We start from the raw sequence: 25,856 nt of genomic DNA on the forward strand, positions 1-25,856 counted from the left end.
CTGTCGGACATTGTTCGAGAACTCTTGACGCGGCTGTGTACACCGTTTGACACTCTCGCAACATCACGTCACACGGTTGAAACGGCGGTCCCCCATGACGCACAGACATCGACCCGGCGACCGTGCGGGACGGGGGGCGGGGCGACTGGCCGCACTGACCGCCGTGTCCCTGCTCGTCGGCCTCGTCGGGGCGGCGACCCCCGTCCAGGCCGACGAGGCCGCCGACATCACCGACGGTCTGGCCCTCTGGTACAAGCTCGACGCCACCTCCGGCACCACGGTCACCGACGCCTCCGGCCACGGCCGCGACGGCACGGTGGCCGGCACCGCCGGCTGGTCGTCCACCGGCCAGGGACTCGCCTTCAACGGCTCCGACACCTACGTCAAGGTGCCGAACGACGTGCTGAAGGGCATGGACGCGATCAGCGTCGCCATGGACGTGCGGATCGACGCCGCCCAGTCCACGCCGTACTTCCTGTACGGCTTCGGCAACTCCAGCGGCAGCAACGGCAACGGCTACCTGTTCACCACGGGCAACTCCCTGCGCACCTCGATCGCCACCGGCAACTGGTCGACGGAGCAGACCACCAAGCCCGCCGACTCCCACAACCTGAGCCGCTCGGTGTGGAAGCACCTCACCTACACGCAGTCCGGCACCACCGGTGTGCTGTACGAGGACGGCGTCGAGGTCGCCCGCAACACATCGGTCACCATCACCCCCGGCGCCATCGGCTCCGGCATCACCACCGCCAACTACCTCGGCAAGTCGGTGTACTCCGGCGACAAGCTCTTCAAGGGCGACATCCGCGACTTCCGGGTGTACGACCACGCGCTGCCCGCCTCCGACGTGGAACAGCTCGCCCTCCCCGTGGCCACGCAGGGCGTCGCCGACGACAAGGCCGCACTGAGCCTCGGGGACACCGGTGCCGTCGTCGCCGACCTGGACCTGCCGAAGACCGGCACGGCCGGCGGCGCCACCATCAGCTGGGCCAGCGACAACACCGCCCTGGTGTCGGACGCGGGCAAGGTGACCCGTCCCGCCGCGGGCGAGCCGGACGGCCACGCCACGCTCACCGCCACCCTCAGGAAGGGGACGGTCACCGCGACCAAGTCGTTCGACGTCACGGTCCTCGCCGCGTTCGACGACGCGACCGCCGCCCGGCAGGCCGCCGACGCCCTCGCCGTCCACAACCTCGACGACGTACGCGGCAACCTCAGCCTCCCGGCGACCGGTTCCTACGGCACCGACGTCAGCTGGGCCTCCGCGCGAGCGGACGTCGTCTCGGCCGACGGCGTGGTCCACCGCCCCGCGCACGGCACCGGCGCCACCACCGTCGACCTGACCGCGACCGTCACCAAGGGCGAGGCGAAGGCGACCCGCGTGTTCACCGCGAAGGTCCCCGAACTCCCCGTGAAGGAAGCCCTCAAGGGCTACATGTTCAGCTACTTCACCGGCGAGGGCACGTCCGACGGCGAGCAGCTCTACGCCGCGCTCAGCAAGGGCAACGACCCCCTGAAGTGGCGGGAGCTGAACGACGAGCGGCCGGTCCTGACCTCCACCCTCGGTGAGCAGGGCCTGCGCGACCCGTTCATCATCCGCTCCCCCGAGGGCGACAAGTTCTACCAGATCGCCACCGACCTCAGGATCTACGGCAACGGCGACTGGGACGCCGCCCAGCGCACCGGCAGCAAGTCCGTCATGGTCTGGGAGTCCACCGACCTCGTCCACTGGACGGACCAGCGCCTGGTGAAGGTCTCCCCCGACAGCGCCGGCAACACCTGGGCGCCCGAGGCGTACTACGACGCCGGCCTCGGCGAGTACGTGGTCTTCTGGGCGTCGAAGCTGTACGACAACGCGGCGCACTCCGGCGACACGTACAACCGGATGATGTACGCCACGACCCGCGACTTCTACACCTTCAGCGAGCCCAAGGTCTGGATCGACCGCGGCTACTCGGTCATCGACTCCACGGTGATCCAGCACGACGGCACGTACTTCCGCCTGTCGAAGGACGAGCGCAACAACTCCTCCTCCACCCCCAACAGCAAGTTCATCTTCGAGGAGAGGAGCGACTCGCTGCTGAACCTCTCCTGGGACGCGGTCGCCGAGGGCATCGGCAAGGGCGCGATGAACGCGGCCGAGGGACCGCTGGTGTTCAAGTCCAACACCGAGGAGAAGTGGTACGCCTTCCTCGACGAGTTCGGCGGCCGCGGCTACCTCCCGTTCGAGACCACGGACCTCGCCTCCGGCGTCTGGACCCCGTCCACCGGCTACGACCTGCCGGCCAAGCCCCGCCACGGCACCGTCCTGCCGGTCACCCAGGCCGAGTACGACCGGCTGCTGCGCGCCTACCAGCCGGACCAGCTGGTCGAGAGCGTCGAGGACGTGTCGGTGAAGACACGGATCGGCCAGGCCCCGGTACTGCCCGCGACCGTGATCGCCACCTACGCCGACGGTGTCGCCCGCCCGGTGGCGGTGGCCTGGGACGACGTCCCGGCCTCGGCATACGCACAGGCCGGCACGTTCACGGTGACCGCAAGCCTGCCCGACGGCGCCGCGCTTCCCGTCCGGGCCCGGGTGACGGTCTCAGAGGAGGGCGCCGACGTACCCGCCGACCTGCTGCTGCACTACGGCTTCGACGAGACGTCCGGCAACATCGCCGTCGACTCCAGCGGCCACGGCAACCACGGCACCTACGTCCGCACGCCCGAGTTCGGGACCGGCGTGGACGGCGGCTCCTTCAAGATGTCCGGCGACTCCGCGACCTCCCCGTACGTCAAGATCCCGAACGGCGTGCTGAAGGGCGCCGACAGCGTCACCGTGTCCACGTACGCCAAGTGGAAGGGCGGATCGTCCTTCCAGTGGCTGTTCGGGCTCGGCCCCGACAGCGACAAGTATCTGTTCGCCACCCCCTCCAACGGCGGGTCCAGCCTGTACTCGGCCATCACGAAGGCCAGTTGGTCGGCGGAGTCGAAGCTGACGGCCGGCTCGCAGCTCACCCCCGGCGAGTGGCGGCACGTCACGGTCACCCTCGACGGCGCCACCGGCACGATGGTCCTCTACGTCGACGGCGTCGAGGCGGCCCGCACGACGACCACCGTCAAACCGTCCGAGCTGTACGCCTCCGCCAAGGACTACAGCGGCTACATCGGCAGGTCGCTGTACTCGGCCGACCCGTACTTCGGCGGCGAGGTCGACGACTTCCGCGTCTACGACCGGGCCCTGTCGGCCGCGGAGGTCATGGAACTCAGCGGCAACACCGCGGGCATCGCCAGGGCGACGCACCCCGCGCTGAAGGTCGACGCCCTCCTCGACAACGCGCACAGCAAGGTCACGCTGCCGCTGAAGGAAGGCACCGACCTCACCGCGCTGGCGCCGGAGTTCACCCTCGCTCACGGCGCGGCGATCAGCCCCGCCTCGGGCAGCGTGCACGACTTCAGCAAGCCGGTGACGTACGAGGTGACCGGCTCGGACGGCACGAAGCGCACCTGGACCGTGTCGGCGCTGGTCATGAAGAGCCCGGTGCTGCCGGGTCTCAACGCCGACCCGAACATCGTGCGCTTCGGTGACACCTTCTACATGTACCCGACGACCGACGGCTTCGAGGGCTGGAGCGGTACGCAGTTCAAGGCGTACTCGTCGACCGACCTGGTGCACTGGACGGACCACGGGGTCATCCTCGACCTGGGGCCGGACGTGAGCTGGGCGGACAGCAGGGCCTGGGCGCCTGCTATCGCCGAGAAGAACGGAAAGTACTACTTCTACTTCTGCGCCGACGCCAACATCGGTGTCGCCGTCTCCGACTCGCCCACCGGCCCGTTCACCGACGCCCTGGGCAAGCCGCTGCTCAAGGCCGGCGAGTACAGCGGCCAGATGATCGACCCGGCGGTCTTCACGGACGACGACGGCCGGTCGTACCTCTACTGGGGCAACGGCCACGCCTACGTCGTGCCGCTCGGCGACGACATGGTCTCCTTCGACGCCTCGAAGATCACCGACATCACCCCGAGCGGCTACAACGAGGGCAGCTTCGTCGTCAAGCGCAAGGGCACCTACTACTTCATGTGGTCGGAGAACGACACCCGGGACGAGAACTACCGCGTCGCCTACGCCACCGGCCCCTCGCCCACCGGCCCGTGGACCAAGCGCGGCGTGATCCTCGAGAAGGACCTCTCGCTCGGCATCAAGGGCACCGGCCACCACTCGGTCGTCCAGGTGCCGGGAACGGACGACTGGTACATCGCCTACCACCGCTTCGCCATCCCCGGCGGAGACGGCACCCACCGCGAAACCACCGTCGACAAGCTGGAGTTCGACGCGGACGGCCTGATCGAGAAGGTCGTGCCCACCCTCACGAGCATCGACCCGGTCACCGTCGTCCACGCCGGTCCGGACGCCCAGGGCGTCGAGGGCGCCGCGATCGCCCTGACCGGCACGGTCTCCGGAGCGGGCGGCGCACGATGGACCGTCGAGAAGGGCGCGCCCTGCACGGTCGAGGACCCCGCCGCCGCCCGCACCACGGTCACCTGCACCGACAACGGCACCTACACCGTCACCCTCACCGGCGGCCGCAGCACCGACGCGGCCGTGGTGACCGTGACGAACGCGGCCCCCGCCATCACGTCCGCCACCGGCCCGTCGGGCCCGGTTTCGACCGGCCGCGGTACGGCCGTCACCGTCCGGTTCGGCGACCCGGGCACCGGTGACACCCACACCTGCGTGGTCGACTGGAAGGACGGCGGCAAGCCGGCCACCGGCACGGTCACCCCGTCCGGCTGCCGTGCCGAGCACACCTACACCTCGGCGGGCATCCGCCGTCCGGTGATCACCGTCACCGACGACGACGGCGCCTCGGCCGCCACGACACTCCCCGAGCTGATCGTGTACGACCGGGCCGCCGGACCGGTGGTGGGCGCGGGCACCGTCGACTCCAAGGTCGGGCCGAAGCCGACGGGCCGGGCGTTCTTCTCGCTCACGGCCGGCTATCTGCCGGGGGCCGGCGCCCCGGCCGGAGGGGTCACCTTCGACTTCAGGCCGGCCCGCCTGAAGTTCCGCTCCACCGGCCTCGACTGGCTCGTCGTCTCCGGCTCCACGGCCGTCCTCCAGGGCTCGGGCACGGTCAACGGCAAGAGCGGCTACGGCTTCCGCCTCACGACGACGGACAGCCCCGACACCTTCCTCATCAAGATCTGGAAGAAGTCCGGCGGGGAGGTGGTCTACAACAGTGGCACCCCGGCAAAGGTCAACGGCGTCATCACGGTCGGCTACGGGCGCCGGTAGCACGGACGCCTGGCCCTCGATCCGGCCGGGCGGTTAAGGTCATGGGCCCCCTGTCCTCGACAGGGGGCCCGATCGTGACCTGGGGGGATCCGACGCATGCCGACACCCGAGCAGATCTGGGAGGACGCCGATCTCGCCACCCGGCGCCTGGCGGGAGTCGCCCTGAACCCCTCGACTCCGCAGGACGTCCTGCTGCATCTGCTGGCGGAGGCGCCGCTCGCCGTACGGATGGTGCTGTGCCGGGACCGGGTGCTGCCCGAGGCGGTCGTCGACGCCGTCATCGACCATCCCGACCACCGCACCCGTAGCTTCTTCGCCCGCAATCCGCACGTCGACCCGGCCCAGCGGGTGCGGCTGGTGGACGATCCGCACTGGTTCGTGCACGCCCACCTCGCCGAGGCCCCCCGGGTGACCGCCCCCGCCGAGCCCCGGCCGCTGCCCGACGACACCGTCGTCCACATGATGAACACCTACGATCCGGAGCACCTGGGCGGCACGTTCTACCGCCAGTTCTCCCTCACGCTGCGCCGCTCCATGGCCACGCATCCGGACGCGAAGGTCCGCGCCTGGGGAGTCGGCATGTGGGGATGGCAGGACGCGAAGACACGCGCCGCGCTGCTGACGGACCCCGACGACGAGGTGCGGGGGCGGGCGCAGAACCGGCTGCGCCACGAGGATCCGGCATGGGTGGAGAGCGTGCTGCCCGACCGGTCCTGCCACGCCCGCACCGGCGCACTGCTCCACGACGCTCTCAGCAGGGCCGTCGTGGACAGCGTCCTCACCGCTCCGGCCGGTCCCCAGGACCGACAGATGATCGCGGGCAACCCCAGTCTCCCGCCCGACGTCGTGGCCCTGCTGGCCGCCGATCCCGACCCGGAGGTCCGGTGGCACATCGCGCGCCGCACGGACCTCGGTCCCGTCGAACGCCGCGCGCTGGTCTCCGATCCCGAACCCGACGTACGCCGGACGGTCGCCCGCCACCGCGACCTCGACCACGACGAACTCCGCGCCCTCGCGGCCGATCCCGACCCGAAGGTCCGGCTGTCCGTGTCCCTCCACCCCGCGTGGACCGAGGAGGAACGGGCCGCGATCGACTACGAGGTCCCCCTGGACGAGCCGTTCTGCCACTACCCCGAGCGGCTGGTCTCGCGGGACCCCGAGGCCGTCCGCCGGGACGCGCTCTCCGGTCACCCGATGCTGCGCCGGGAGGCCGCGCGAGAGCGCACCCTGCCGCCCGACCTCGTGGCCCGGCTGGCCGCCGACGACGACCTCGGCGTCCGCGTCCTGCTGGCCCAGAACCAACCGGACGTCCCGGCGGCCCTCCTGCTGCGCAGCTTCCTGGAGTACACCGGGCCCGAGCGCGCCCACCTCGTCACCCGGCCCCACTTCCCGACGGACGGCCTCGCCGCCCACGCCGACGACGAGGACCCCGCCGTCCGGGCCCTCGCCGCCCGCGACCCCGGGACCCCGCCGGCCACCGTGGCACGGCTCGCCCGGGACCCCGAACCCGCCGTCCGGGCGGCGTTCGCCCGCCACCCGAACCTGCCGCCCTCCCTGCTGGCGCAGCTCCTCGACGACGAGGAGCTCGCCCACCACGCCGCCGCCAACCCGGCCCTGGCCGAGAGCACCCTCCGCACTCTGGTGAGGGCTCTGCCGGTCAGCTGACAGCCCGCAGCGCCTCCAACGCCCGCGCGGTCCGCGGATACCGGGCGAGCAGGGCCGCTCCGGACGACCCGACATCGGGACTCTCCCATGTCCCGTCGCAGCCCAGCAGGGCCGCCACCGCGTCGCAGGTCGCCGGGTGCGCGGCGAGGAGCGGCAGACCGGCCGCGGTGCTCGCCGCCGACTCCACCGGCATACGTGGCGGTCCCTGCGGGAGGCGCCAGGGCGGCACCCAGGTGTCCAGCTCGGTGAGCCGGGCGGGGAAGAGCCGGCCCGCCTCGCGGATCAGCAGCGGGGCATGTTCGGCGCCACCGGCCCGCAGGGTGCCGATGAGGCTTGGCAGCCAGGGCAGCAGCACCGAGTCCGGGAGCCGGGCGAACGCGTTCGACACGGCCTCGACGACGAAGTCGGCGAGGCCCGGCACCGGTTCCAGGGCGTGCACGAACCCGCTGAGGTAGCGCGGATAGGCGGGCACCACCAGCGGGTTGCCGAGCAGCTCCGCGCAGCGCTCCCGCAGGGCCGTCCTCGGCAGGGTGCCCAGGTGGGTCTGGGCCGCCCACAGCAGGGCGGTGCGGGACGGTTCGGTCGGGTGGGACTGGGCGAGGGCGAGTTCGAGCTGGGTGCGGTCGCAGCCCAGGGACAGCGCCAGGCCCTCCATGCCGAACAGGAAGCCCAGCATCGCCGCGACCTGGCGGACGGTCGCGTCGTCGTCGGTGAACGCCGTCGGCAGAAGGGTGCAGTAGTGCGCGTAGCCCGTCTTGACGAAGGACTCGATCCAGGGCGGGAGCACCGGCTCGGCGGTCCGGTAGTGGGCCAGCAGCCGGCGCACACGGCGCAGCACCTCCGGCGCGCCGTCGACACTGCGCTCGCTCGCCAGGACCTCCAGGGCCCGGGTACCGAGCTCGTCGGCGAGACGGCGGCTGCGCAGGTAGAGCGTGGCGTCCTCGACGGCCTCCAGGACCTGCGCCGCCGTCGCCTGGGGGGCGTACGCGGCGCGCCGCAGCCGCTGTTCGAGAACCTGCTCGATGCTGACGCCCTCGTAGCCCAGCTCGATGAGGGCGCGCTGGTGGGTGCCCAGGGCCAGGTCCCAGGACTCCTGGATGGGGTGTTCGCCGAGCCGGCGTTCGCCCATGATGGGCCGGGCCGCGCCCTGCGGCAGCAGCCGGCGCAGCATCCACAGCAGGTCGGAGCAGCGCGCCAGTTCCGGCCGCGAGGCGATGTCCAGCAGTGCGCGCTGCACTCCGCGCTGCTGGAGCTTCAGGTCCAGCGGTGCGAGCCGGTCGTGCACGTCACGGGCCAGCGGCGGCAGCGCGTCGTAGCCGACCTGGCCGACGCGGTCGCCACCCATCATGATCTCGACCAGCCGGCCCACGTCCCGCCGGCCCGGTACGGCGTCCTTCTCGATACAGGTGACGGCCGCGTCCTGGAAGTCGTACGGCGTCGGCTTGGCGCGGTCGCGCATCCCGGCCAGCAGGATCGACGTCTCGAAGACGGCGATGGCATCGGCGGTGGAGGCGAGGTAGCCGTTACGACGCGCGGCGCGCACGATCTCCACGGACCAGCCGAGCAGTTCGGCCTCGTCGAGGGCGTCGAGGGCGGGCGGCCGCTGGAGGAAACCCGTGAGCCGGTCGGCGGCCGTGCCGACCGGCACGGGAGCCGACGCGGAGGCCGCGGGGGCGAGGGCCTTCCTCGGCCTCGTGCTCTTCCTGGTGCCCGCCTGGCCCTCCAGCCGGAACGGGCGGACACCGGTGCGCCTGACGTTCTTCGCCCATTCCGTCGCGGCGATGGACACCGAGCCCGCGGCCAGTCCGAACTGCGCTTCGATCGCGCCGTGGCTGGACGGGATCAGACCGTGCCGCCACTCGGTGCCGCTCGGCGGGCTGATGGTGAAGGTGTCGCTGCCGTGCACACCGAACTCCGCGACACGGCTGGCCGCGTGGAAGGCGCCGCAGACGTAGAGGCAGTCGGCCGGGTCGGTGCCGGTGGCCGCGAGGTGCTCGCGCATCCGCGTCCACATGTACCGCTCGCGGTCCTCGTCCACCCGTACCTTGCGGGGGTCGCCGGGGGCGAGGCGCCGGAAGAGGCTGCCGATGAGCAGCATCACCTGGCGGTAGGTGTCGTGGTCGCTGTCGCCGAGGGGCAGTTCGACGTACTGGTGCCACCACTCCGACCAGTGCCGTACCCGGCCGTGGCGGAGCAGGTGCTCCTCCAGTTCGGCGAAGCGCGGGCGCAGGTCGCCGATCTCCACGCCGACGGCGTCGCCGTGCAGGGCGGTCTGCTCCGCCGCCTCCGGCGCGTCGGGATCGCCGTCGCCTTCGCCTTCGCCGTCGGGTCCGGTCTCCCACTGGAAGACATGGTCCGAGGAGCGGTCGACGAGGACGAGTTCGACGCCCGGGGTGTCGAGCGCGTAGGCGATGGCCTGGTACTCGGCGGAGGCCTCGGTGACCGGGGCGACCACCGAGAGCGGCGCCCAGTCGGCGGGAAAGCCCTCGATCTCGCTCGCGAAGGACTGGACGGCCACCGGCAGACGGCAGTTGCGCAGCTCGGTGAGGAGAGGGGCCATGTCCTCGCACAGCTCGAGGTAGATCGTTTTCGGCTGCTTCTCACGCAGCCGGCGGGCCATCGCGATGGCCGAGGCCGGTGAGTGGTGGCAGACGGGGAAGATCTCCAGGGGTTCGCTCACCGCGCGCTCGACGTCGTCGACGATGCCTCGCAGGATGCCCTCCAGGGCCGCCGGACCGTCGGCGAACGTGGAGGCGGCGTCCTGGAGTTGGGTGCGCAGGGCCGTGAACGTGGCCTCGGGGGTCGCGGTCACGACAGGGTCGCGATCGCGTCGCGGCCGCCCTCGAGGAACTCCGGCCAGGAGCCCCCTTCCTCCTTGCTGCGCGGTTCGACGACGCCGTGCAGGTACTTGTTGAGGATGGCGAGGTCCTCCGGTGCGCGCCGGGCCAGGGAACCGACGAGGGAGGAGGCCAGGGTGTGGGCGGTGAGGGCGCGTTCGCCGAAGAAGTTGCTGTGCAGGACGGCGTCCTCGAGGACACCGATCTGCTCGGCCGTGGACAGGGCGGACTCCAGCTTCTCGTCGTCGCTGCCGGCGGCGGCCGACGAGGCCCGCAGGTCGGCGAAGCTGCGCAGCAGCACGTCCAGCAGGGTCGGCGGGACGTCGAGTTCGATCCGGTGGCGGCGCAGCAGTTCCTCGGTGCGGAACCGGACGATCTCCGCCTCGCTCTTCTTGTTCGTCACCACCGGGATCCGCACGAAGTTGAAGCGGCGCTTGAGTGCCGAGGAGAGGTCGTTGACACCCCGGTCCCGGCTGTTCGCGGTGGCGATGACCGAGAAGCCGGGCTTGGCGAACACGATGTTGTCGCTGTCCTGGTCGCTGCCCAGTTCCGGGACCGAGATGTACTTCTCGGAGAGGATCGAGATCAGCGCGTCCTGGACGTCGCTGGTGGAGCGGGTGAGCTCCTCGAAGCGGCCGATCGCGCCGGTCTCCATCGCGGTCATGATGGGCGAGGGGATCATCGACTCGCGTGACTGGCCCTTGGCGATGACCATCGAGACGTTCCACGAGTACTTGATGTGGTCCTCGGTGGTGCCCGCGGTGCCCTGCACGACCAGCGTGGAGTTGCGGGAGATCGCGGCGGACAGCAGCTCGGCCAGCCAGCTCTTTCCGGTGCCGGGGTCTCCGATGAGGAGCAGGCCCCGGTCCGAGGCGAGGGTGACGATGGAGCGCTCGACGAAGCTGCGGTCGCCGAACCACTTCGGGGCGATCTCCCGGTCGAGGCCGTCGGCGCGCTCGGAGCCCAGCACGAACAGGCGGACCATCTTCGGGGACAGCCGCCAGGAGAACGGTTTGGGGTTGTCGTCGATCGACTCCAGCCAGTCGAGTTCCTCGGCGTACTTGAGCTCGGCGGGGGCGCGCAGCAGGTCGGTCATCGAGGGCCTTTCCAAGAGGTACGTGTGTCGAGGAACGGGTGGGTCAGGTGAGGAACGTCAGGTGAGGAACGTCTTGAGTTCGTGGACGAGCTTGCCGATGTGGCCGGAGATCACCGGTGTGCCGAGGGTCTTGAACCGCTCCCGGAACCAGGGGTTGACCTCCTGCCGGCCGGAGCTGGTCACCGAGCCGACGGGGATGAACTTCACGCCGGAGCGGTGGACTTCCTCGATGCCCTCGAACAGCGGCTGGGAGCGGTCGAACTCGTAGAAGTCGGAGATCCACACCAGCACGGTGTTCTTGGGCTCGGCGATCTTCGGCCGGGCCATGGCCATGGCCACGGGGCCGTCGTTGCCGCCGCCCAGCTTGGTCCGCAGCAGCACCTCGAACGGCTCGTTCACCCAGGGGGTGAGGTCGATGGCGCGGGTGTCGTACGCGATGAGGTGCACGTCCACCTTGGGCAGTCCGGCGAAGATCGACGCCAGGATGGTGCAGTTGACCATGGAGTCGACCATCGAGCCCGACTGGTCCACGACCACGATGAGCCGCTGCGGGGTCGTCCTGCGGGCGGTGTGGCGGTAGTAGAGGCGGTCGACGTAGAGGCGTTCCTCTTCGGGGCTGTAGTTGGTGAGGTTCTTCCAGATCGTGCGGTCGAGGTCGAGATTGCGGTACACCCGCTTGGGCGGGACCGAGCGGTCGAGCGCGCCGACCGTGGTCTTCTCCACCTGGGTGCGCAGCACTTCGGCGACCTCGTCGACGAAGCGGCGGATCAGCGACTTGGCGTTGGCGAGGGCGACCCCGGAGAGGTTGCTCTTGTCGCGCAGCAACTGCTCGATCAGCGACATGCTCGGGGTGAGCCGCGCGGCGAGCGCGGGGTCGGCAAGCACCTCACGCAGATGCATGCGCCGGACGAGATCCGCTTCGATGGCGCCGAGCTCCGGGCCGAGACCGGGGACGAGCCCGCCGGTGTCGGGTGTCGTGCCGCGACCCCCGCGCAACTCCCCCGGCCGGCTGCCGAGGGCGCGCTCCAGCCAGCCGGTGTCGCTCTGCCAGCGGGACAGCTGTCCGGCGCTGACGGCTCCCGAGCCGGTGGAGAAGACGTTCAGCAGCACCTTGGACACGAGGGCCGCGCGCCGCACCTCCGCCGCACGATCACGCGCCTCCTCGTCAGCCGTAGCCTCAGCGTCCGGGACCATCAACCCATCGAATTCCGCGGCCAGTTCGGGGTGGCGCTGGACGATCGAGTCGACGGAGGTCTGCGGGTCCAGCAGCGCGGGCGGCAGGCCGATGTCCTCGACGACGGCGAGGCTCGCCGATTCCAGACCGGCCTGCTCCTCCGGGTCGAAGAGGCGGGCCAGCAGCCGCCAGTAGAGGACCTGGCGGCGGTTGTCGTCGGGAACGGCTTCCGGCATGGGGTCGCTCATTTCCGCAGCAGCCTTCCCGCTCGCTCGCGCAGGACGGTCACGGCGTCGGTGGCGGCCTTCTCGGCCCGGACGCCGGCCTTGTCGGTGGTGCCGCCGGCCCACGCTCCCGCATGAAGGGCGACGGCCTTCCTGCGCACCGTGGTCTCCACGGCGAGGGGCTGGAGGCGGAAGCCGCCGCCGTCCCAGCGCAGCAGGCCGACGCAGGCACGGGAGGCCGCGACGGCCTCGGGCGTGAGCGGGCTCGCGGTCGGGATGCGGTCGGTGTCGACGGGGAGCGCGTGTCCGGCGAAGGTGAAGGTGAGCGTGTCGCCGTCCTGGCCACTGTCGTAGCCCTCCAGGAACACCGGCTCGGCGATGCGCGCGGGGTGGCGGTCCAGGGGTGCGGTGGGCAGGGCGGTGGCGGTCGGCAGGACGACCCGTGCGGTGGCGAGGGCGTCGGCGGGTTCGCCCGCGCGGGCCCGCGTGTCGTCCCAGATGAGGTCGCCCTCGTCGGTGAGGGGCATGGCGTCGAGGTCCATCGCCCGGCCTTCGCCGAGGGCGGTGAGCAGCGACAGGTGCGGGCGCAGCAGTTGCCAGACGCCTGCCGCGACGACGGTGTCCGGCTTGGGCACCGAGACGCTCGCGCGGACCAGGCGGGGCGCGGTGCCGTCGGCGGGTTCGTACACCGCGTGGACCTGGGCCTGCGCGGCGGTGGCGTGTTCGTGCAGGTCGAGGCCGAGCGGCAGCAGTCGGCCGGTGGCGGCCGTGACGGCGGGCCGGTCGGCGGCGCCGGGCATGGTCAGCAGCAGCGCGCGGGACCACAGGTCCGCCCAGCGGCGCGCGGGGATCCTGTCCAGGGCCGATCCGGGGCAGGAGGCGGCGAGTTCGGCGGCGAATCCGTCGAGCAGGGTGGCCAGGCGTCGCAGTTCGGGGTCGGGCAGCATCGCGGAGACGATGGGCGCGGCTCCGCCGGCCAGTTCGTGATCGATGCCCTGCCAGCCGGTGCGCGCGAGGTCCGAAAGCCAGGTGCGGGCGGCCGCCAGCAGGTTCACCGTCGGTCGTGCGGCGGGGGCCTCGGCCGTCCGCTCCTCTCGCGTGCGGCCGGTCACCTCGTCGACGCCGACCGTGAGGGCGTCGTGCACGGCGCCGAACAGGGCGGTGCGGGCGGCGGCGAGGGTGACGAAGTGGTCCTCGCTCGCGGCTCCGGCCGCGGCCTTCGCGGCGGCCTCGGCGACCCGGGCGGCCAGTGGGCTGCCGGAGACGGAGCGGGCGAGCACGGTGAGGTCGTCCACCTGTTCGGGCCGGGGGCGCAGCAGGCCGGCGACCAGGGTGCGGTCGAGGGCGTCGACCGCCGCCAGGGCCTCGCCGAGTCCCTCGACGGGTGCGGTGAGCAGGTCCGCGTGCTCCCCCGCGGGCGTGCCGGGCCCGCTGCGGGGTGTCTGCGGGGCGTCCGTCGCCCGGGTCGGCGGGAACCACTGGAGCTCCGGGAGCGGTGCGGTGACCGCGGGCAGCTCCAGGTAGGCCAGGTGGCGCAGGAACCGGCTGAAGACGGGTGCGGCGGCCGACTTGCCGTCCGCCTGGGGTGGGTGGGTGCCGGTCATGGCGGCGGTGAGGGCGGGGGCGTCGGGCTCCGTGCCCGTGGGTTCGACGCGCAGGTAGCGGCCGACGCGGTCGGCGCCGTACTGGAGCACGGCCTCGGTGACCAGCGCACGGATGTGGTTGCAGAACGAGCCCCGCGCGCCGCCGCAGGGACGGTTGTTGTTGGTGCTGCACGCGAAGGCGTAGGTGCCGGCGGCCACCGACGAGACGTACACCCGCTCGATGTCCGAGCCGCTGGAGACGACGCCCTGGAGGCGTCCGTCGGCCAGTTCGACGAAGGGGACCTTGGCGAGCTTGCGGGGCCGTGCGGGTGGCACCACCCGGGCCGTACTCGAATTCTCCCAGTCGGACAACGCACCAGCTCCTTTGCGGCACAGGGCTCCGCACGCCGAATCGGCGCAGCACAGGGGGGTTGTCGCGCCGGATTCGGTGCGACACCAACGAACTTACCGGCGACCACTGACAACGCCGTCCGCGTCGGCGGACGGGCGGGATCGACGCCGTGCGTGGCCAGGGCAGGACGGCCTGTGTGACAGCGGCGGGGCGCCCGTCCGTATGGCGGTCGGCGCGGGCCCGGGCGGCTCGGCTCTTCTAGAATTCCGATGATCATGCCCGGGGGCGACAGCGGGGGCATGTCGGTGTGGATGGGTACGAAGGGGCGGGGTTGAGCGGGGAGCAGGCGGCGTTCGGAGCGCTGCTGCGGGAGTTTCGGCTGGCCGCGTCGCAGACCATCGAGGGCCTGGCGGAGGCGTCGGGCGTGAGCGTGCGGGGCATCGGGGACCTGGAGCGCGGGCGGCGGGCGGCTCCGCAGCGGCGGACGGTCGCCGCGCTCGCGGACGGTCTGGGCCTGGCCGAGGCGCCGCGCGAGCGGCTGCTCACGGCCGCGCGGGCCGGGCGCGACGGAGGCTACCGCCCGGTGGGGGTGCGGGCGTTCCCGCGCGGCGTCGACGACTTCGTCGGCCGGGAAGGGGAACTGGCGCGGCTGGCGGCGCTCGCGGAGCGCGAAGTCGTCGCCCAGCCCGTGGTGGTGGCGGTGTCCGGCCCGCCGGGCACGGGCAAGACGACGCTGGCGCTGCACGCGGCCCGCGGTCTCGCCGACCGTTTTCCCGACGGGCAGTTGGTCCTGGACCTGCGCGGCACGGACGACGATCCGCCCGGTCCCGCCGAACTGGTGCTGCGGGTGCTGAAGGCCCTTCAGGTGTCCGACCGGGACCTCTCCCAGGCCGGGCCGCAGGGCCACCCGGAGCTGTACCGGCAGCTGTTGGCGGAGCGGCGCTGTCTGCTGGTGCTGGACAACGCGCGCGACGAGGGACAGGTGCGTCCGCTGCTGCCGGCCGCGGGGGCGGGCATGGTGGTGGTGACGAGCCGTCGCATGCTGACCGGGCTGGACAGTGTGCACCGGCTGCCGCTCGGTGAACTGGACCCCGGGGCGGCCGCCGAGCTTTTGACCTCGCTCGTCGGAGCCGATCGGGCGGACGCCGATCCGGCCGCCCTGCGTGCGGTCGCCGAGCGCTGCGGACACCTGCCGCTCGCTCTGCGGGTGGCGGGCAACTGGCTGGCCACCCGCACCGGTTGGAGCGTTCGCCGGCTCGCGGACCGCCTCGCCGTCGAGGAGCGGCGGCTGGACGCACTGGCCGCCGGGGACGTACGGGTGGCCGCCGCCTTCGACCTGTCCTACCGCCAGCTGACTCCCGCGGCCGCCCGGCTGTTCCGGCGGCTCGCGCTGGTCCCCGGCCAGGACACGGGGGCGCCCGGCGCCGCCCGGCTCACGGGTTCGCCGGTGTTCGACGCCGAGGACACCTTGGAGGAGCTGGTCGAGGCCGGGCTGCTGGGAACGGACGGGGACCGCTACCGTCTGCACGACCTGCTGCGGCTGTACGCCCGCACCCGTCTGGAGGCCGAGGAGAGCGCGCGGGAGGTCGGCCGGGCGAGCACGGGGCTCTTCCGCTGGCTGCTGGAGACCGCGGTCGTAGCGGGCCGCTGGTTCGAGCCGGGCCACGGCGCTCCGCCGCCCGCCTGGCGGGGAACGGTCGACCTGTCGACCGCGGGCCGGGCCCGAGCCTGGCTTCAGGCGGAGGGCGACAACTGGCTGGCCGCTCTGCGCGCGGCCGAGGCCGCCGGTGAGCACGCGACCGTGGTGGAGGTGGCCGAGGCCCTGCACTGGTTCTCCGACCAGTGGATCTTCTGGGGACACTGGCCCGAGGTCTTCGGCACGGCCGCCCGCTGCGCGCGGGCCCTGGGCGATCCGACGCTGGAAGCCACCCAGCTCAACTACCACGCCTGGGCGCTCCTCGTGTGCGAGCGCCGCCACCAGGACAGTCTGCTGCGCTCCGCCGAGGCTCTCGCCGCCGCGGAACGGGCGGGCGACGCGGGCCAGCAGGCCTGGGCCCACATGTACCAGGGCTGGGCCCTTCAGCAGATCGACGACCTCGGTCCCGCCGCGGACCACATGCAGCGCGCCGCCCACCTGTTCGAAACCGTCGGTGACCTGCACGGTGGCCTCCAGGCCCGGCACGGACGTGCCATCGTCCTGGCGAAGCAGGGTCTGACCGAGGAGGCGCACGCGTTCTACCGGGACACCCTGGCCTTCCTCGAGCAGGTCAGCGACCGGCTGGAACCGCACATCGCCGACATCACCCGGGTCGGGCTGCACGCGGGCCTGGGCAGCAGCTTCGGCGTGCTGGAGCGCTGGCCGGAGGCGGTGGACCAACTGACCACCGCCGTCGCGATCTGCCGGGCGAGCGGCAACACCGCCCTGGAGAGCCGTCAGCTGGTCCACCTCGGCAACGCGCTGCTGTCCGCCGGACGTCCGGCGGAGGCGCGCGCGGCCTTCGCGCGCTGTGTCTCCCTGGGTGTCCATGCCGACCCGCGACCGGTCGCCGAGGCCCGCGAGCTCCTCGCCCGTCTCGACGCGCCCTGAACCAGCGCCCCCGCGCCCCGTCCCCGGTCCGCCGCGACACAGGGACGGGGGCGGGAGCGACGCACGCCGTCGACGGGCGAGGCCCTCGCCGTGCCGCCCATCCTGCTCCCGCGGGCTCCCCCGTGTCTTGTCCCGGAGCGCACCACGCTGTTCTCTCAGCGCACAGAGGATCTCCGGGTGGACGACGGACGGCCGTCCCGTATCCACGCGGTCCGCGATTCTGCCTGCTTCCTGCCTGGAGCCCGCCGAGCGGCGCTGATTGGCTGATGGCGGCGAGGAGAAAGGGCCGCCGTCCGCCCGCTCTCCGCCGCTTTCGCACAGGTGGAGAGGAGAGCCAGGTGGCCCTGGTGCTGACGACTGCTGCGGTTCCCGACGAGGAGCGGCTCGCCCACTGGCGGGACGCGCTCGGCAGAGCGCTGGCGCCGATGGCCGTCGGCGCGCGGCACGAGGGCCCGTTCGAGGGCCGGGTCTCCACCCAGCGGCTCGGATACCTGCGCATCGCCACGATCGAGGCCGACGCGCAGCGCCTGAGCCGGACCCCTGCGCACCTCACCGGCGCGGACCCGGCCGTCGCGTGCGTGGCGGTCGGGGTGCAGACGGCGGGTACGGCGACCCTGATCCAGGACGGCCGGCGGGTCTTCGTGGGCGAGGGCGACCTCATGGTCTACGACACGGGCCGGCCGTACGCCCTGGACTTCCCGGGGCGCTTCACCACCCATGTCGTCCACCTGCCGCGGCGGGCGCTCGGGCTGCCGGAGGAGGACCTGCGCCGGGTCACCGGGACCGCGATCGCCGGGACGACGGGCTTCGGCGCCCTGCTGGTGAACTTCCTGACCTCGCTGACCGCCTCGGTCCCGCCCTGTGCCCCGGCCGTCGCCACCAGGCTGGCCACGGGTGTCGTGGACCTCTTCGCCACCCTGGTCGAGGAGCGGACCCAGGACGACGCGACACCGGACGGGAACCCGGGGGACCACCTCGTTCTGCGGGTTCGCGACCACATCGACCGCCATCTCGGCGATCCGGACCTCTCCCCGGGGACCGTCGCGGCGGCGCACCACATCTCCGTGCGCTATCTGCACCGGCTGTTCGAGGGCGAGGGCATCACGGTGGCCCGGCTGATCCAGCGGCGCCGGCTGGAGCGGTGCGCCCGCGAGCTGCACCGGCCCGACGCGACGGCTCCCACGGTGTCGGCGGTCGCCCAGCGCTGGGGTTTCGCCAACCCGGCCCACTTCAGCCGGGTCTTCCGCGCGGCCTACGGACGCTCCCCACGTGAGTGGCGCGGGACGCGGGGCGAGCTGCTCCCGACCGGCTGAGCCGGCCGGGTCGCCGGTCGGCCCCGTGCGCGACCAGGAACGGCCCACCTCACCTCGCGGTACGGCTCCGCCCGGATGCCCACGCGCACAGCAGCCCCGTCCCGGCGACCGTGGCCGCCGCCGTACCGATGGCGCACAGGCCACCGCGGGAGCGCCAGGACAGTACCGAGCCGGTCGAGTGGGCGGACAGCACCGAGGTCGCGCTCAGCCAGGAACCGGCGGAGACGAAGGACACGGCGGAGCCCACCGACCCCACGGACAGGAAACTGCCGACCGAGGCGATGGACAGAGAGCTGCCCACGGAGCCGATGGAGAGGAACGAGTCGACGGAGCCGATCGACAGCGCCGAGTTCTTCGACCACAGCGAACGCCAGGAACCGTCGGCGCCGTCACCCTTGGTCACGGCTCGCGTCACGTCCAGCGGCGCGGCCTTCGTCCCGGATCTCGTACTGGATCTGGTCATGCTTCGACTATAGGAGCGGACGGCTCAGGAGGGCGGCCAGTCGCGATAGGCGATACGGGCCCGGTCCTGGATCTCGCCGACGGTGCCCCACTCGTTGCGGCCCAGCCGGGCCAGGGGCCGCAGGAGCCGGATGTCGGGGTGTCCGTCGACCACGACGTCCTCGTGCACGGCGGCGTGCACGACCTCGCCGAGGACCAGGGTGGAGTTGCCGATGCCGAGCGTGGAGTGCAGCCGGCACTCCAGAGCCACCGGGGAAGCGGCCACGCGAGGCGGCTTCACCCGCAGCGAGGGCTCCCGCTCGATGCCCACCGCGTCGAACTCGCCCTCGTGCGCGGGAAAGTCGGTGCCGGTGGCGTTGATCTGGTCGAAGAGCGGCTCGGACGCGAAGTTGACCACGAACTCGCCGGTGGCCTCGACGTTGCGCAGCGAGTCCTTGCGTCCGACGGAGGTGAACTGGACGATCGGCGGGTCGGTGCAGGCGACGGTGAAGAAGGAGTGCGGGGCGAGGTTGGCCGTGGTGCCGTCCGCCGCCAGGGTCGACACCCAGGCGATCGGCCGGGGTACGACGACGGCGGTGAGCAGCCGGTAGAAGGCTCCCGCGCCCAGGGACCCGGGATCGAAGTCGATACGCATGTCGATCAGTATCCCGCGCCGGGCCGCGGACTCGCCGCTGCGTGTGTGCCGCCAGGGGCCTGAAGAGGTCGATGTGGAGGCCACGGTCCCGGCGAGGTGGACGAGCGTCCGCGTCGGCATCGTGCCGACGGTAGCCTCCCGCGATCACCTGTTGGCGGAGTACGAATGTGCGCGGTTCCGGACAGGCCGCCGCCGTCGGCGATCAGGTACTCGTCACGGACGGGGCGGCCGGCGAACCAGGAATGTGTGTGTCTCCGTCCCGGCCGGTGGTGGGGGAGCCGCTGAGAAGAAGGCGGCTCCCCCACCACCGGGGACAGGGGTCAGAGGCGGACCGTCGTCCAGCCCCGCAGCGTGTCGTCGTAGTAGGCGTTGGGACGGGTGCGCTTGCCGTCCGGCAGGGACCGGAACTCGGAGGAGTACGTCTTGAACGCCGTCACCGACCGGGTCAGGCAGTTGTCGGTCAGCAGGTAGTAGGCGCGGTAGGTGCTGCGATTGAACACCCTGACCGCGTTGTCCGCGTCGCCGTGCCGGGAGTAGCGGCAGCGCATCTTCTCGTAGCCGCCGCGCTTGGCCTTGAACGTGTCGATGATGGCGCGGTAGGTGCCACTCGCCGACCAGCTGCCGGCAGCGGCCCGGTCTGGATTGGCCCCCGGCTGTGCCCCGAGGCCGCCGATCTCGGTGGCGCCGCCCACCCAGCGGTTACGGGCCGTGTCCTGGACCATCCAGCCGACGTGCCCCAGACGAACGCCGACCTCGGAGTAGCTCGGGTCGATGACCAGGCAGACCCGGGCCCGAGGGGCAGCGATCGCGGCGCCGGATTCCGGTGCCGCGCCCGCCGACGGGGCGGTCGCGGCGAGGCCGGCGAGCATCGAGGCGGCCAGCGCGGCGTGGGTGAGAGTGCGTGTACGCATGGGTACTCCTTGTGGATCGTGGGCGGCGGTCTTCCTTGGGGCGCCGCCGGAACGGGTGCCGGGCGAGCGGCCCGGTGCCACTTGATGTTCGGCAGCGTGCTCGGAGGGCGGAAGCGGTTGTCCGTCGCCTCCGCCGACAGGCGACGGACAACAGGGCCGGGCCCCGCGTCCACACGGGGCGAGCGACGGGTGACAAGGCCGGGCACCGCGACAACACGGGACCGACGACCGGCGACCGGCGACAAGGCCGGCGAGGTCGTCACTACGGGTGAACGCGGGCAGCTCTCCGGATCTCGGCCTGCCGGTCCGGGCCACCATGTGCGGGTCGGGGTGCGGGCGGTACGACAGTCCTGGGAGGCGGCGGTGCCGGGTGACGGTGAGTGGTGCGGTGAGGAGGTGCCGGACGGGCCGGTGCCCGGCGAGAGGGAGCGCGGCGGGAGGGGGCACGGCGGGAGGGTTCCGGGCGGGAGCGTGACTGATGAGCGCGGAGGTGATCGCCCCGCGGACGGCTCGGCCGAGGATGGTGACGGGCTCGGCTTCGCCCGGGAGTTGCGGGAGCGGCGTGCGGCGGCGGATCTGTCGCTGGCCCGGCTGGCCGAGCTCATCCACTACAGCCGCGGACACATCAGCCGTGTCGAGCGCGGCGAGAAGAGGCCGAGCGAGGAGTTCGCCCGCGGCTGCGACCGCGTGCTCGAGGCGGACGGCGCGCTGCTCGCGCTCGTGGGCGATCCGGACGCGGGGGCATGCCCCTATCCGGGTCTCGCCGCGTTCCGTGAGCGGGACGCCGGTTGGTTCTTCGGCCGGGAGCGCGCGGTCGCCGAGCTGCTGCGCATCCTCGCCGACCCGTCGACGGCCGGACATCCCGCCTGTGTCGTGGGGCCCTCCGGCGCCGGAAAGTCCTCACTGCTGAGGGCCGGGCTCATGCCGAGCGTGGAGCGGGGAGCGCTTCCGGTACGCGGCCCGGGCCGTCCCACCGCCCTGTACCTCACGCCGACCGCCGACCCCGCCGACGTCCTGCGCCGGGCCGGGGCGGAACGGCCCTTCGAGGACCACACTCTCATCGTCGTCGACCAGTTCGAGGAGGTGTTCACCCTCTGCGAGCGTCCCGCCGAGCGAGCCGACTTCATCTCCGCGCTGTGCGAGTGGGCGGCGGCCGGCACCGCTGTCGTCCTCGGCATGCGCGCGGACTTCTACGGCCACTGCCTCGCCCATCCGCGGCTGGTGTCCGCGCTCCGTGTCCGGCAGCTTCCGCTGGGCCCGATGACGACGGCCGAGCTGCGTCGGGCCATCACCGAACCCGCCGTCCGGGCGGGGCTCCCCCTGGAACCGGGACTGGTCGAACTCCTGCTCCGCGACCTCGGCCTGACCACCGCCACCGACGCCACCGGGACGTCCGGTGCGGCCCTGCCCCTGCTCTCCCACGCCCTGCGCGCCACCTGGCAGCAGCGCGGCGCCGACGGCAAGCTCAGTGTCGCCGGATACGAGCTCACCGGGGGCGTGCACGGCGCCGTGGCCGCCACCGCCGAGCGCGCGTACGCGACGCTCGCCCCCGAGCACCAGGGCCGGGCCCAACACGTGCTGCTCCGGCTGGTACGGGTGGGAGGCGCGGAGGACCACACCCGGCGCCGGGTGCCGCGCGGCGAACTCCTGGACGACGCCGACGTGTCCACCAGAACCGTGGTGGAGGCGTTCACCACGGCGCGGCTCCTCATCGTGGACGCCGACCATCTCGAGATCAGCCATGAGGCGCTGCTGCGCGCCTGGCCCCGCCTGCGGGAGTGGATCGCCGCCGACGCCTCGGCCCTGCGCCAGCACGAGGAGTTGATCCTCGCGGCCGGTTCCTGGCAGCGGTCGGGCGAGGATCCCACCCTGCTGCACCGGGGCACCCGGCTCGCCGCCGCCCAGGACCTGGCGGAGGAGGGCCGCCTCGGCCCGGCGGAGACGCGGTTCCTGCGGGCGGGCCTCGACACACAACAGCAGGAGACCCGCAGGGAGCGGCAGCGCGTACGACGCCTGCGCCGCCTCGTCGCCGCGATGGCCACGGCGCTGGTCCTGGCCGCCGTCGCCACGGGGTTCGCCCTCGACCAGCGGTCGATCGCCCAGCGCAGGACCACCGACGTGCTCTACGCCCAACTGGCCCGCGCTTCGGCCGACGCGCGCGAGCAGGGGTACCCCGAAGCCTCCCGGCTGCTGGCCGTCGAGGCCCACCGGCACACCGGGGACACCGCCTCGCGCAGTGCCCTGCTCAGCGCCCAGGCCGACTTCTTCGACGGACGGCTGCGGCACAGTCGTACACCCGCCCAGCTCGTGGGCCACGCCCTGTCCGCCGACGGCCGCACCCTGGTCACACACAGCGAGCAGGGCCTGGTCGAGGAGTGGGACCTCGCGAGCCGTACGCGCCGCCGGGCGCTGCGCATGCCGGGTGACCCGGTGCACGGTGTCGCCGTCAGCGCCGACGCGGACATGGTCGTAGCCGCCGGGGAGAGCGGAACGGTACGCCTGTGGGGCCACGGCTCGACCCGCGCGCGCTGGGTCGCCGAACTGCCCTTCGCCATCGAGTATCTGGCGCTGAGCCCCGATCGCGACCTGATCGCGGTCGCCGGGAAGAACCCGGACGTCGTGCTGCTGTCGGCCCGCACCGGGAGGCGCGCGGGCGTGCTGCGCGGCCCCGCCGGGGAATCGTTCGCGGTCGCCTTCAGCCCTGACGGGAAACTGGTCGCCGCTTGCGGCGAGGACCACGCCGCCCGTCTGTGGGACACGCGCTCCCGACGGCTGCTGCACACCTACGGGGGAGGTTCGAAGCCCCTGTACGGCCTCGCCTTCTCCCGCGACGGCGGCCTCCTCGCCACGGCGGGTGGCGACAACACGGCCCGCGTCTGGCAAACCCACCGGGCCCGGCGGCAGGTGGCGGCGCTCACCGGCGCCGGCAACACGCTCATCTCGGTGGCGTTCAGCCCTGACGGGACCACTCTCGCCGCGGTCGGCTTCGATCTGAAGGTCAGGCTCTGGCACATCGCCGACCGACGCCCGCTGATCACCCTCGACGGCCACACCCAGGGCATCTTCGCCGTCAGCTACACCAAGGACGGCACCGGCCTGATGTCCTCCGCCATGGACGGCAGCACGCTTCTGTGGGATCTGCGCCGGGGATTCCTGCCCGGCAACCGCGGTCTCCAGCGGTACTCGGCGGTGTTCTTGGCCCAGGGCGCACTGCTCGCGACGACGTCCGCTGCCCCCTCGGACACCCCCGGCACCGAACACCCCTCCCTGGTGTGGGACGTGGACAGCCACGCGCGGGCCGCCCGGTTGTCGCTGCCCGGCGCGGGCGTCCCCGTCCGTATCGCCTCGGACGCCACCGGCCGACGGCAAGCAGCCCTCACCGGCGACGGCCGGCTCGTGGTCCGGGACACGGCCACCGCGCAGGCGACCGAGGTGTCCGTGCCCGCGGGGAGCTGCGGCCTCGCCCTCAGCGGCGACGGCCGGACCGCCGCCGTCGGCACGCCGGACGGCAGCGTGCAGGTGTGGCGCGGCACGGCTCTGCTGCGCCAGTTTGCGCCCGGGCGCGAGCGGCTCCAGGTCTGCGCCCTCGACTTCGGCACGGCCGGGACATCGCTGGCCATCGGCGGCGACGACGGCCGGGTCCGCGTCGCGCGGATCCCCGCGGCAGCCGACGGGCCGTTCCCCGATCCGACCGTGCTGGGGACCCATACCGACGAGGTACGCGCCGTCGCCCTGTCGCCGGACGGCGCGATCCTCGCGAGCGGGGGCAACGACTACCGAGTGCGGCTCTGGGACCTCCGGCCCGGCCGTACACCGCACCGCGCGCTCCCGACCGAACTCTCCGACCTCACTGGTGAGGTGCACACCCTCGACTACGCGCCGGACGGCCGTTTCCTCGCCGCCTCAGGTGGGGGCTTCGGCATCCATCTCTACGACACACGGCACGACTACCGCCTCCACGCCGTGCTGCGCGGTCACCAGGCGGCCGTCGGCACGGTCGCCTTCTCCCCTCGTGACGAGACCCTCGCGAGCGTCTCGGAGGACGGCACCGCACACATCTGGGACCTGAACGCGTCCCGGGTGTCCGCCGCGCTCTGCCGCGTGGCACTCAGGGAAGGGCGCCAGGACTGGCCCCGGTTCGCCCCACAGGTGCGGGTGCCGTCGACCTGCTGATCTCCAGGGGCCCCAGGGATGAGCGTTCGCGGCCCGTCGACCGGGCCCCGTCCGCGGTACGGGCACCGGTCGAACGCGGCGTCGCCCGCCTGAAGTCCTGACGGATCCTCCGCAGATCCCGATGCAGTCCGAACCGCATGAGGGATGAGGGGTACCTCAACCGGTCCGTCATCGGCCGACCGGCGGAAAGACGGGCAGCGAGCACCACCTGATCTGCGACGGGCGCGGCATCCCGCTCCACGTCGTCGGCCGCCCACGCGGCGACGATGCGGTTCAGCGGCGCACGTCGTACGGCAACCACCGTGCGCCGTAAGGCGATTGCCGCGACCGGTGCGGACCTCGATACTTCGTACGGTGACGTCGGAGGAGTCAGGCACGCTCGGAACGGTGGGTCGGCTTTTGCGCTACCCCGTGAAGTCGATGCTCGGCGAGGAACTCCCCGCCGTCGAGGTCAGCGAACGAGGCCTCAGCCGCGACCGGCGCTTCGCGCTGACCGACCGGGACACCGGCAAGGTCGCCAGCGCCAAGCACCCCCGCCTGTGGCATCGGCTGCTCACGCTGACGGCACGGGCCGAGGGTCGCGCGGTACGCATCACCACCCCGGACGGCAAGGAGCTGTGGTCGACCGATCCGGGTGTCGACGACGCGTTGTCGGAGATCGTGGGCCGCCGTGTCACGCTCACCGACATCCCTCCGCACCAGGCGACGCTCGACCGGGCCGACCCCGAGGACGTACTGCGTGACGACTCCGAGCCACCCGTGAGCGCACGGGAGGGACAACTGGGCGGCGGCTCTCCGCGAGGCACGTTCTTCGACTACGCGCCCGTCCACCTGCTCACGACCTCGACCGTCGCCCGGATCGCGGCGCTCACCCCGGCGGGTACCGCCGAGGCGGAGCGCTACCGCCCCAACATCGTGGTCCGCACCCCGCATGGATCGGGCTTCGCGGAGAACGACTGGACCGGCCGGGACCTCCGCATCGGCGCCGACCTCACCCTGCGCGTCATCGCCCGCACCCCGCGCTGCGCCATCCCCACCCTGGCGCACGGCGCTCTCCCTGCGGACACCGCCGCGCTGCGAGTACTGGCCGACCACAACCGTGTCACCCCGCTGGATTCGATGGGGCCCCAACCGTGCGCCGGCGTCTACGCCCAGGTGCTGCGACCGGGACTGATCCGGCTCGGCGACCCGATCAGCTGGACCTGACGCACGAAGTCGCTGCGACGGAGCCCGGCACCGCGAGCAACGGCCTCGGACACCTACTCCCCCCGCTTCGCCACTCCGGGGGCAGATACGGGAGCGCTTCGCCATGCCTACGGGCAGGTCTCTTCGAACTTGACGGCGGTGAACTCGACAGGCTGTCCGCTCAACGACGCGCCCGACGGACGGGGTCTGCGTGCATACCTTCCAGTTCCGGTCGAAGGCCTGCATCCGGTCCCGGCCGAGCGCGTCATGCGAGGTGAGCCCGTAGAAGCCGACCTCCTGCGCTTTGTCCTGGGCGGACTGAAGGCCCATTCCGACGAAGTTGGGCACGGTCGCCTTCTTGTCCTCGTCGGTCACGGCC

At 72.5% G+C, this 25,856-nt stretch carries 13 protein-coding genes and 1 pseudogene; 6 read left to right on the forward strand and 8 right to left on the reverse strand.

Features of this window, described 5'->3' with window-relative positions; all coding sequences use genetic code 11:
- Positions 1 to 94: 94 nt before the first annotated feature.
- The gene (locus OG933_RS04440) at positions 95 to 5,281 is read left to right on the forward strand and encodes a family 43 glycosylhydrolase (RefSeq protein ID WP_405625483.1); all 5,187 of its coding nucleotides are present in this window, start codon (positions 95 to 97) and stop codon (positions 5,279 to 5,281) included.
- 96 nt (positions 5,282 to 5,377) lie between these two features.
- Positions 5,378 to 6,946, forward strand: coding sequence for a hypothetical protein (locus OG933_RS04445; protein WP_405625484.1), 1,569 nt, complete (start codon positions 5,378 to 5,380; stop codon positions 6,944 to 6,946).
- Here OG933_RS04445 and OG933_RS04450 read toward each other — a convergent pair.
- The 5 genes and pseudogenes from OG933_RS04450 to OG933_RS04470 form a co-directional block, all read right to left on the reverse strand.
- Complete coding sequence (locus tag OG933_RS04450; protein WP_405625485.1) at positions 6,939 to 9,758, reverse strand: hypothetical protein; 2,820 nt, start codon at positions 9,756 to 9,758, stop codon at positions 6,939 to 6,941. The genes OG933_RS04445 and OG933_RS04450 overlap by 8 nt on opposite strands.
- A complete protein-coding gene (locus tag OG933_RS04455; protein WP_020129594.1) occupies positions 9,755 to 10,879 on the reverse strand; it encodes an AAA family ATPase in 1,125 nt (374 codons plus the stop codon). Before OG933_RS04455 ends, OG933_RS04450 begins: the two co-directional genes overlap by 4 nt.
- A 57-nt stretch (positions 10,880 to 10,936) precedes the next feature.
- Positions 10,937 to 12,289 carry a VWA domain-containing protein gene (locus OG933_RS04460; RefSeq protein ID WP_405625486.1) on the reverse strand — a complete coding sequence of 451 codons (1,353 nt, stop codon included), beginning with the start codon at positions 12,287 to 12,289 and terminating at the stop codon, positions 10,937 to 10,939.
- A gap of 8 nt (positions 12,290 to 12,297) precedes the next feature.
- Complete coding sequence (locus OG933_RS04465) at positions 12,298 to 13,674, reverse strand: hypothetical protein (RefSeq protein WP_405633233.1); 1,377 nt, start codon at positions 13,672 to 13,674, stop codon at positions 12,298 to 12,300.
- Positions 13,675 to 13,734: 60 nt separating this feature from the next.
- A pseudogene (locus tag OG933_RS04470) lies at positions 13,735 to 14,232 on the reverse strand (hypothetical protein); the annotation flags it as partial.
- A gap of 311 nt (positions 14,233 to 14,543) precedes the next feature.
- Here OG933_RS04470 and OG933_RS04475 point away from each other — a divergent pair.
- Together OG933_RS04475 and OG933_RS04480 are read left to right on the forward strand one after the other, a co-directional pair.
- The gene (locus OG933_RS04475) at positions 14,544 to 16,799 is read left to right on the forward strand and encodes an ATP-binding protein (RefSeq protein ID WP_405625488.1); all 2,256 of its coding nucleotides are present in this window, start codon (positions 14,544 to 14,546) and stop codon (positions 16,797 to 16,799) included.
- 338 nt (positions 16,800 to 17,137) lie between these two features.
- Positions 17,138 to 18,112, forward strand: a complete 975-nt coding sequence (locus OG933_RS04480; protein WP_362522022.1) for a helix-turn-helix domain-containing protein — start codon at positions 17,138 to 17,140, stop codon at positions 18,110 to 18,112.
- Positions 18,113 to 18,161: 49 nt separating this feature from the next.
- Here the strand turns inward: OG933_RS04480 and OG933_RS04485 are convergent, their stop codons facing one another.
- The 3 genes from OG933_RS04485 to OG933_RS04495 all read right to left on the reverse strand — a co-directional run bounded on the left by OG933_RS04485 (position 18,162) and on the right by OG933_RS04495 (position 20,119).
- Positions 18,162 to 18,575 (reverse strand): hypothetical protein, encoded by a 414-nt coding sequence (locus OG933_RS04485; RefSeq protein WP_362522024.1) that lies wholly within the window; start codon positions 18,573 to 18,575, stop codon positions 18,162 to 18,164.
- Between the two features lie 24 nt (positions 18,576 to 18,599).
- Positions 18,600 to 19,208: a flavin reductase family protein gene (locus tag OG933_RS04490; protein WP_362522197.1), complete on the reverse strand. Its 609-nt coding sequence runs from the start codon at positions 19,206 to 19,208 to the stop codon at positions 18,600 to 18,602.
- 320 nt (positions 19,209 to 19,528) lie between these two features.
- A complete protein-coding gene (locus tag OG933_RS04495; protein WP_405625489.1) occupies positions 19,529 to 20,119 on the reverse strand; it encodes a hypothetical protein in 591 nt (196 codons plus the stop codon).
- A gap of 471 nt (positions 20,120 to 20,590) precedes the next feature.
- Between OG933_RS04495 and OG933_RS04500 the strand changes: the two genes are divergently transcribed.
- Together OG933_RS04500 and OG933_RS04505 are read left to right on the forward strand one after the other, a co-directional pair.
- Entirely contained in the window at positions 20,591 to 24,292 is a 3,702-nt protein-coding gene (locus tag OG933_RS04500) for a helix-turn-helix domain-containing protein (RefSeq protein WP_405625491.1), read from the forward strand.
- Between the two features lie 387 nt (positions 24,293 to 24,679).
- Positions 24,680 to 25,498: an MOSC domain-containing protein gene (locus OG933_RS04505; RefSeq protein WP_405625492.1), complete on the forward strand. Its 819-nt coding sequence runs from the start codon at positions 24,680 to 24,682 to the stop codon at positions 25,496 to 25,498.
- Positions 25,499 to 25,856: the final 358 nt, after the last annotated feature.

Origin of the sequence: Streptomyces sp. NBC_00016 (assembly GCF_045040885.1) — a bacterium.
Classification (GTDB): domain Bacteria; phylum Actinomycetota; class Actinomycetes; order Streptomycetales; family Streptomycetaceae; genus Streptomyces; species Streptomyces coriariae.

Bases quoted from the DNA above. Each gene is read 5' to 3' on its own strand.
- OG933_RS04440 (WP_405625483.1), top strand. From the start codon at position 95: ATGACGCACAGACATCGACCCGGCGACCGTGCGGGACGGGGGGCGGGG.
- OG933_RS04445 (WP_405625484.1), top strand. From the start codon at position 5,378: ATGCCGACACCCGAGCAGATCTGGGAGGACGCCGATCTCGCCACCCGG.
- OG933_RS04455 (WP_020129594.1), bottom strand. From the start codon at position 10,879: ATGACCGACCTGCTGCGCGCCCCCGCCGAGCTCAAGTACGCCGAGGAA.
- OG933_RS04460 (WP_405625486.1), bottom strand. From the start codon at position 12,289: ATGCCGGAAGCCGTTCCCGACGACAACCGCCGCCAGGTCCTCTACTGG.
- OG933_RS04485 (WP_362522024.1), bottom strand. From the start codon at position 18,575: ATGACCAGATCCAGTACGAGATCCGGGACGAAGGCCGCGCCGCTGGAC.
- OG933_RS04490 (WP_362522197.1), bottom strand. From the start codon at position 19,208: ATGCGTATCGACTTCGATCCCGGGTCCCTGGGCGCGGGAGCCTTCTAC.
- OG933_RS04495 (WP_405625489.1), bottom strand. From the start codon at position 20,119: ATGCGTACACGCACTCTCACCCACGCCGCGCTGGCCGCCTCGATGCTC.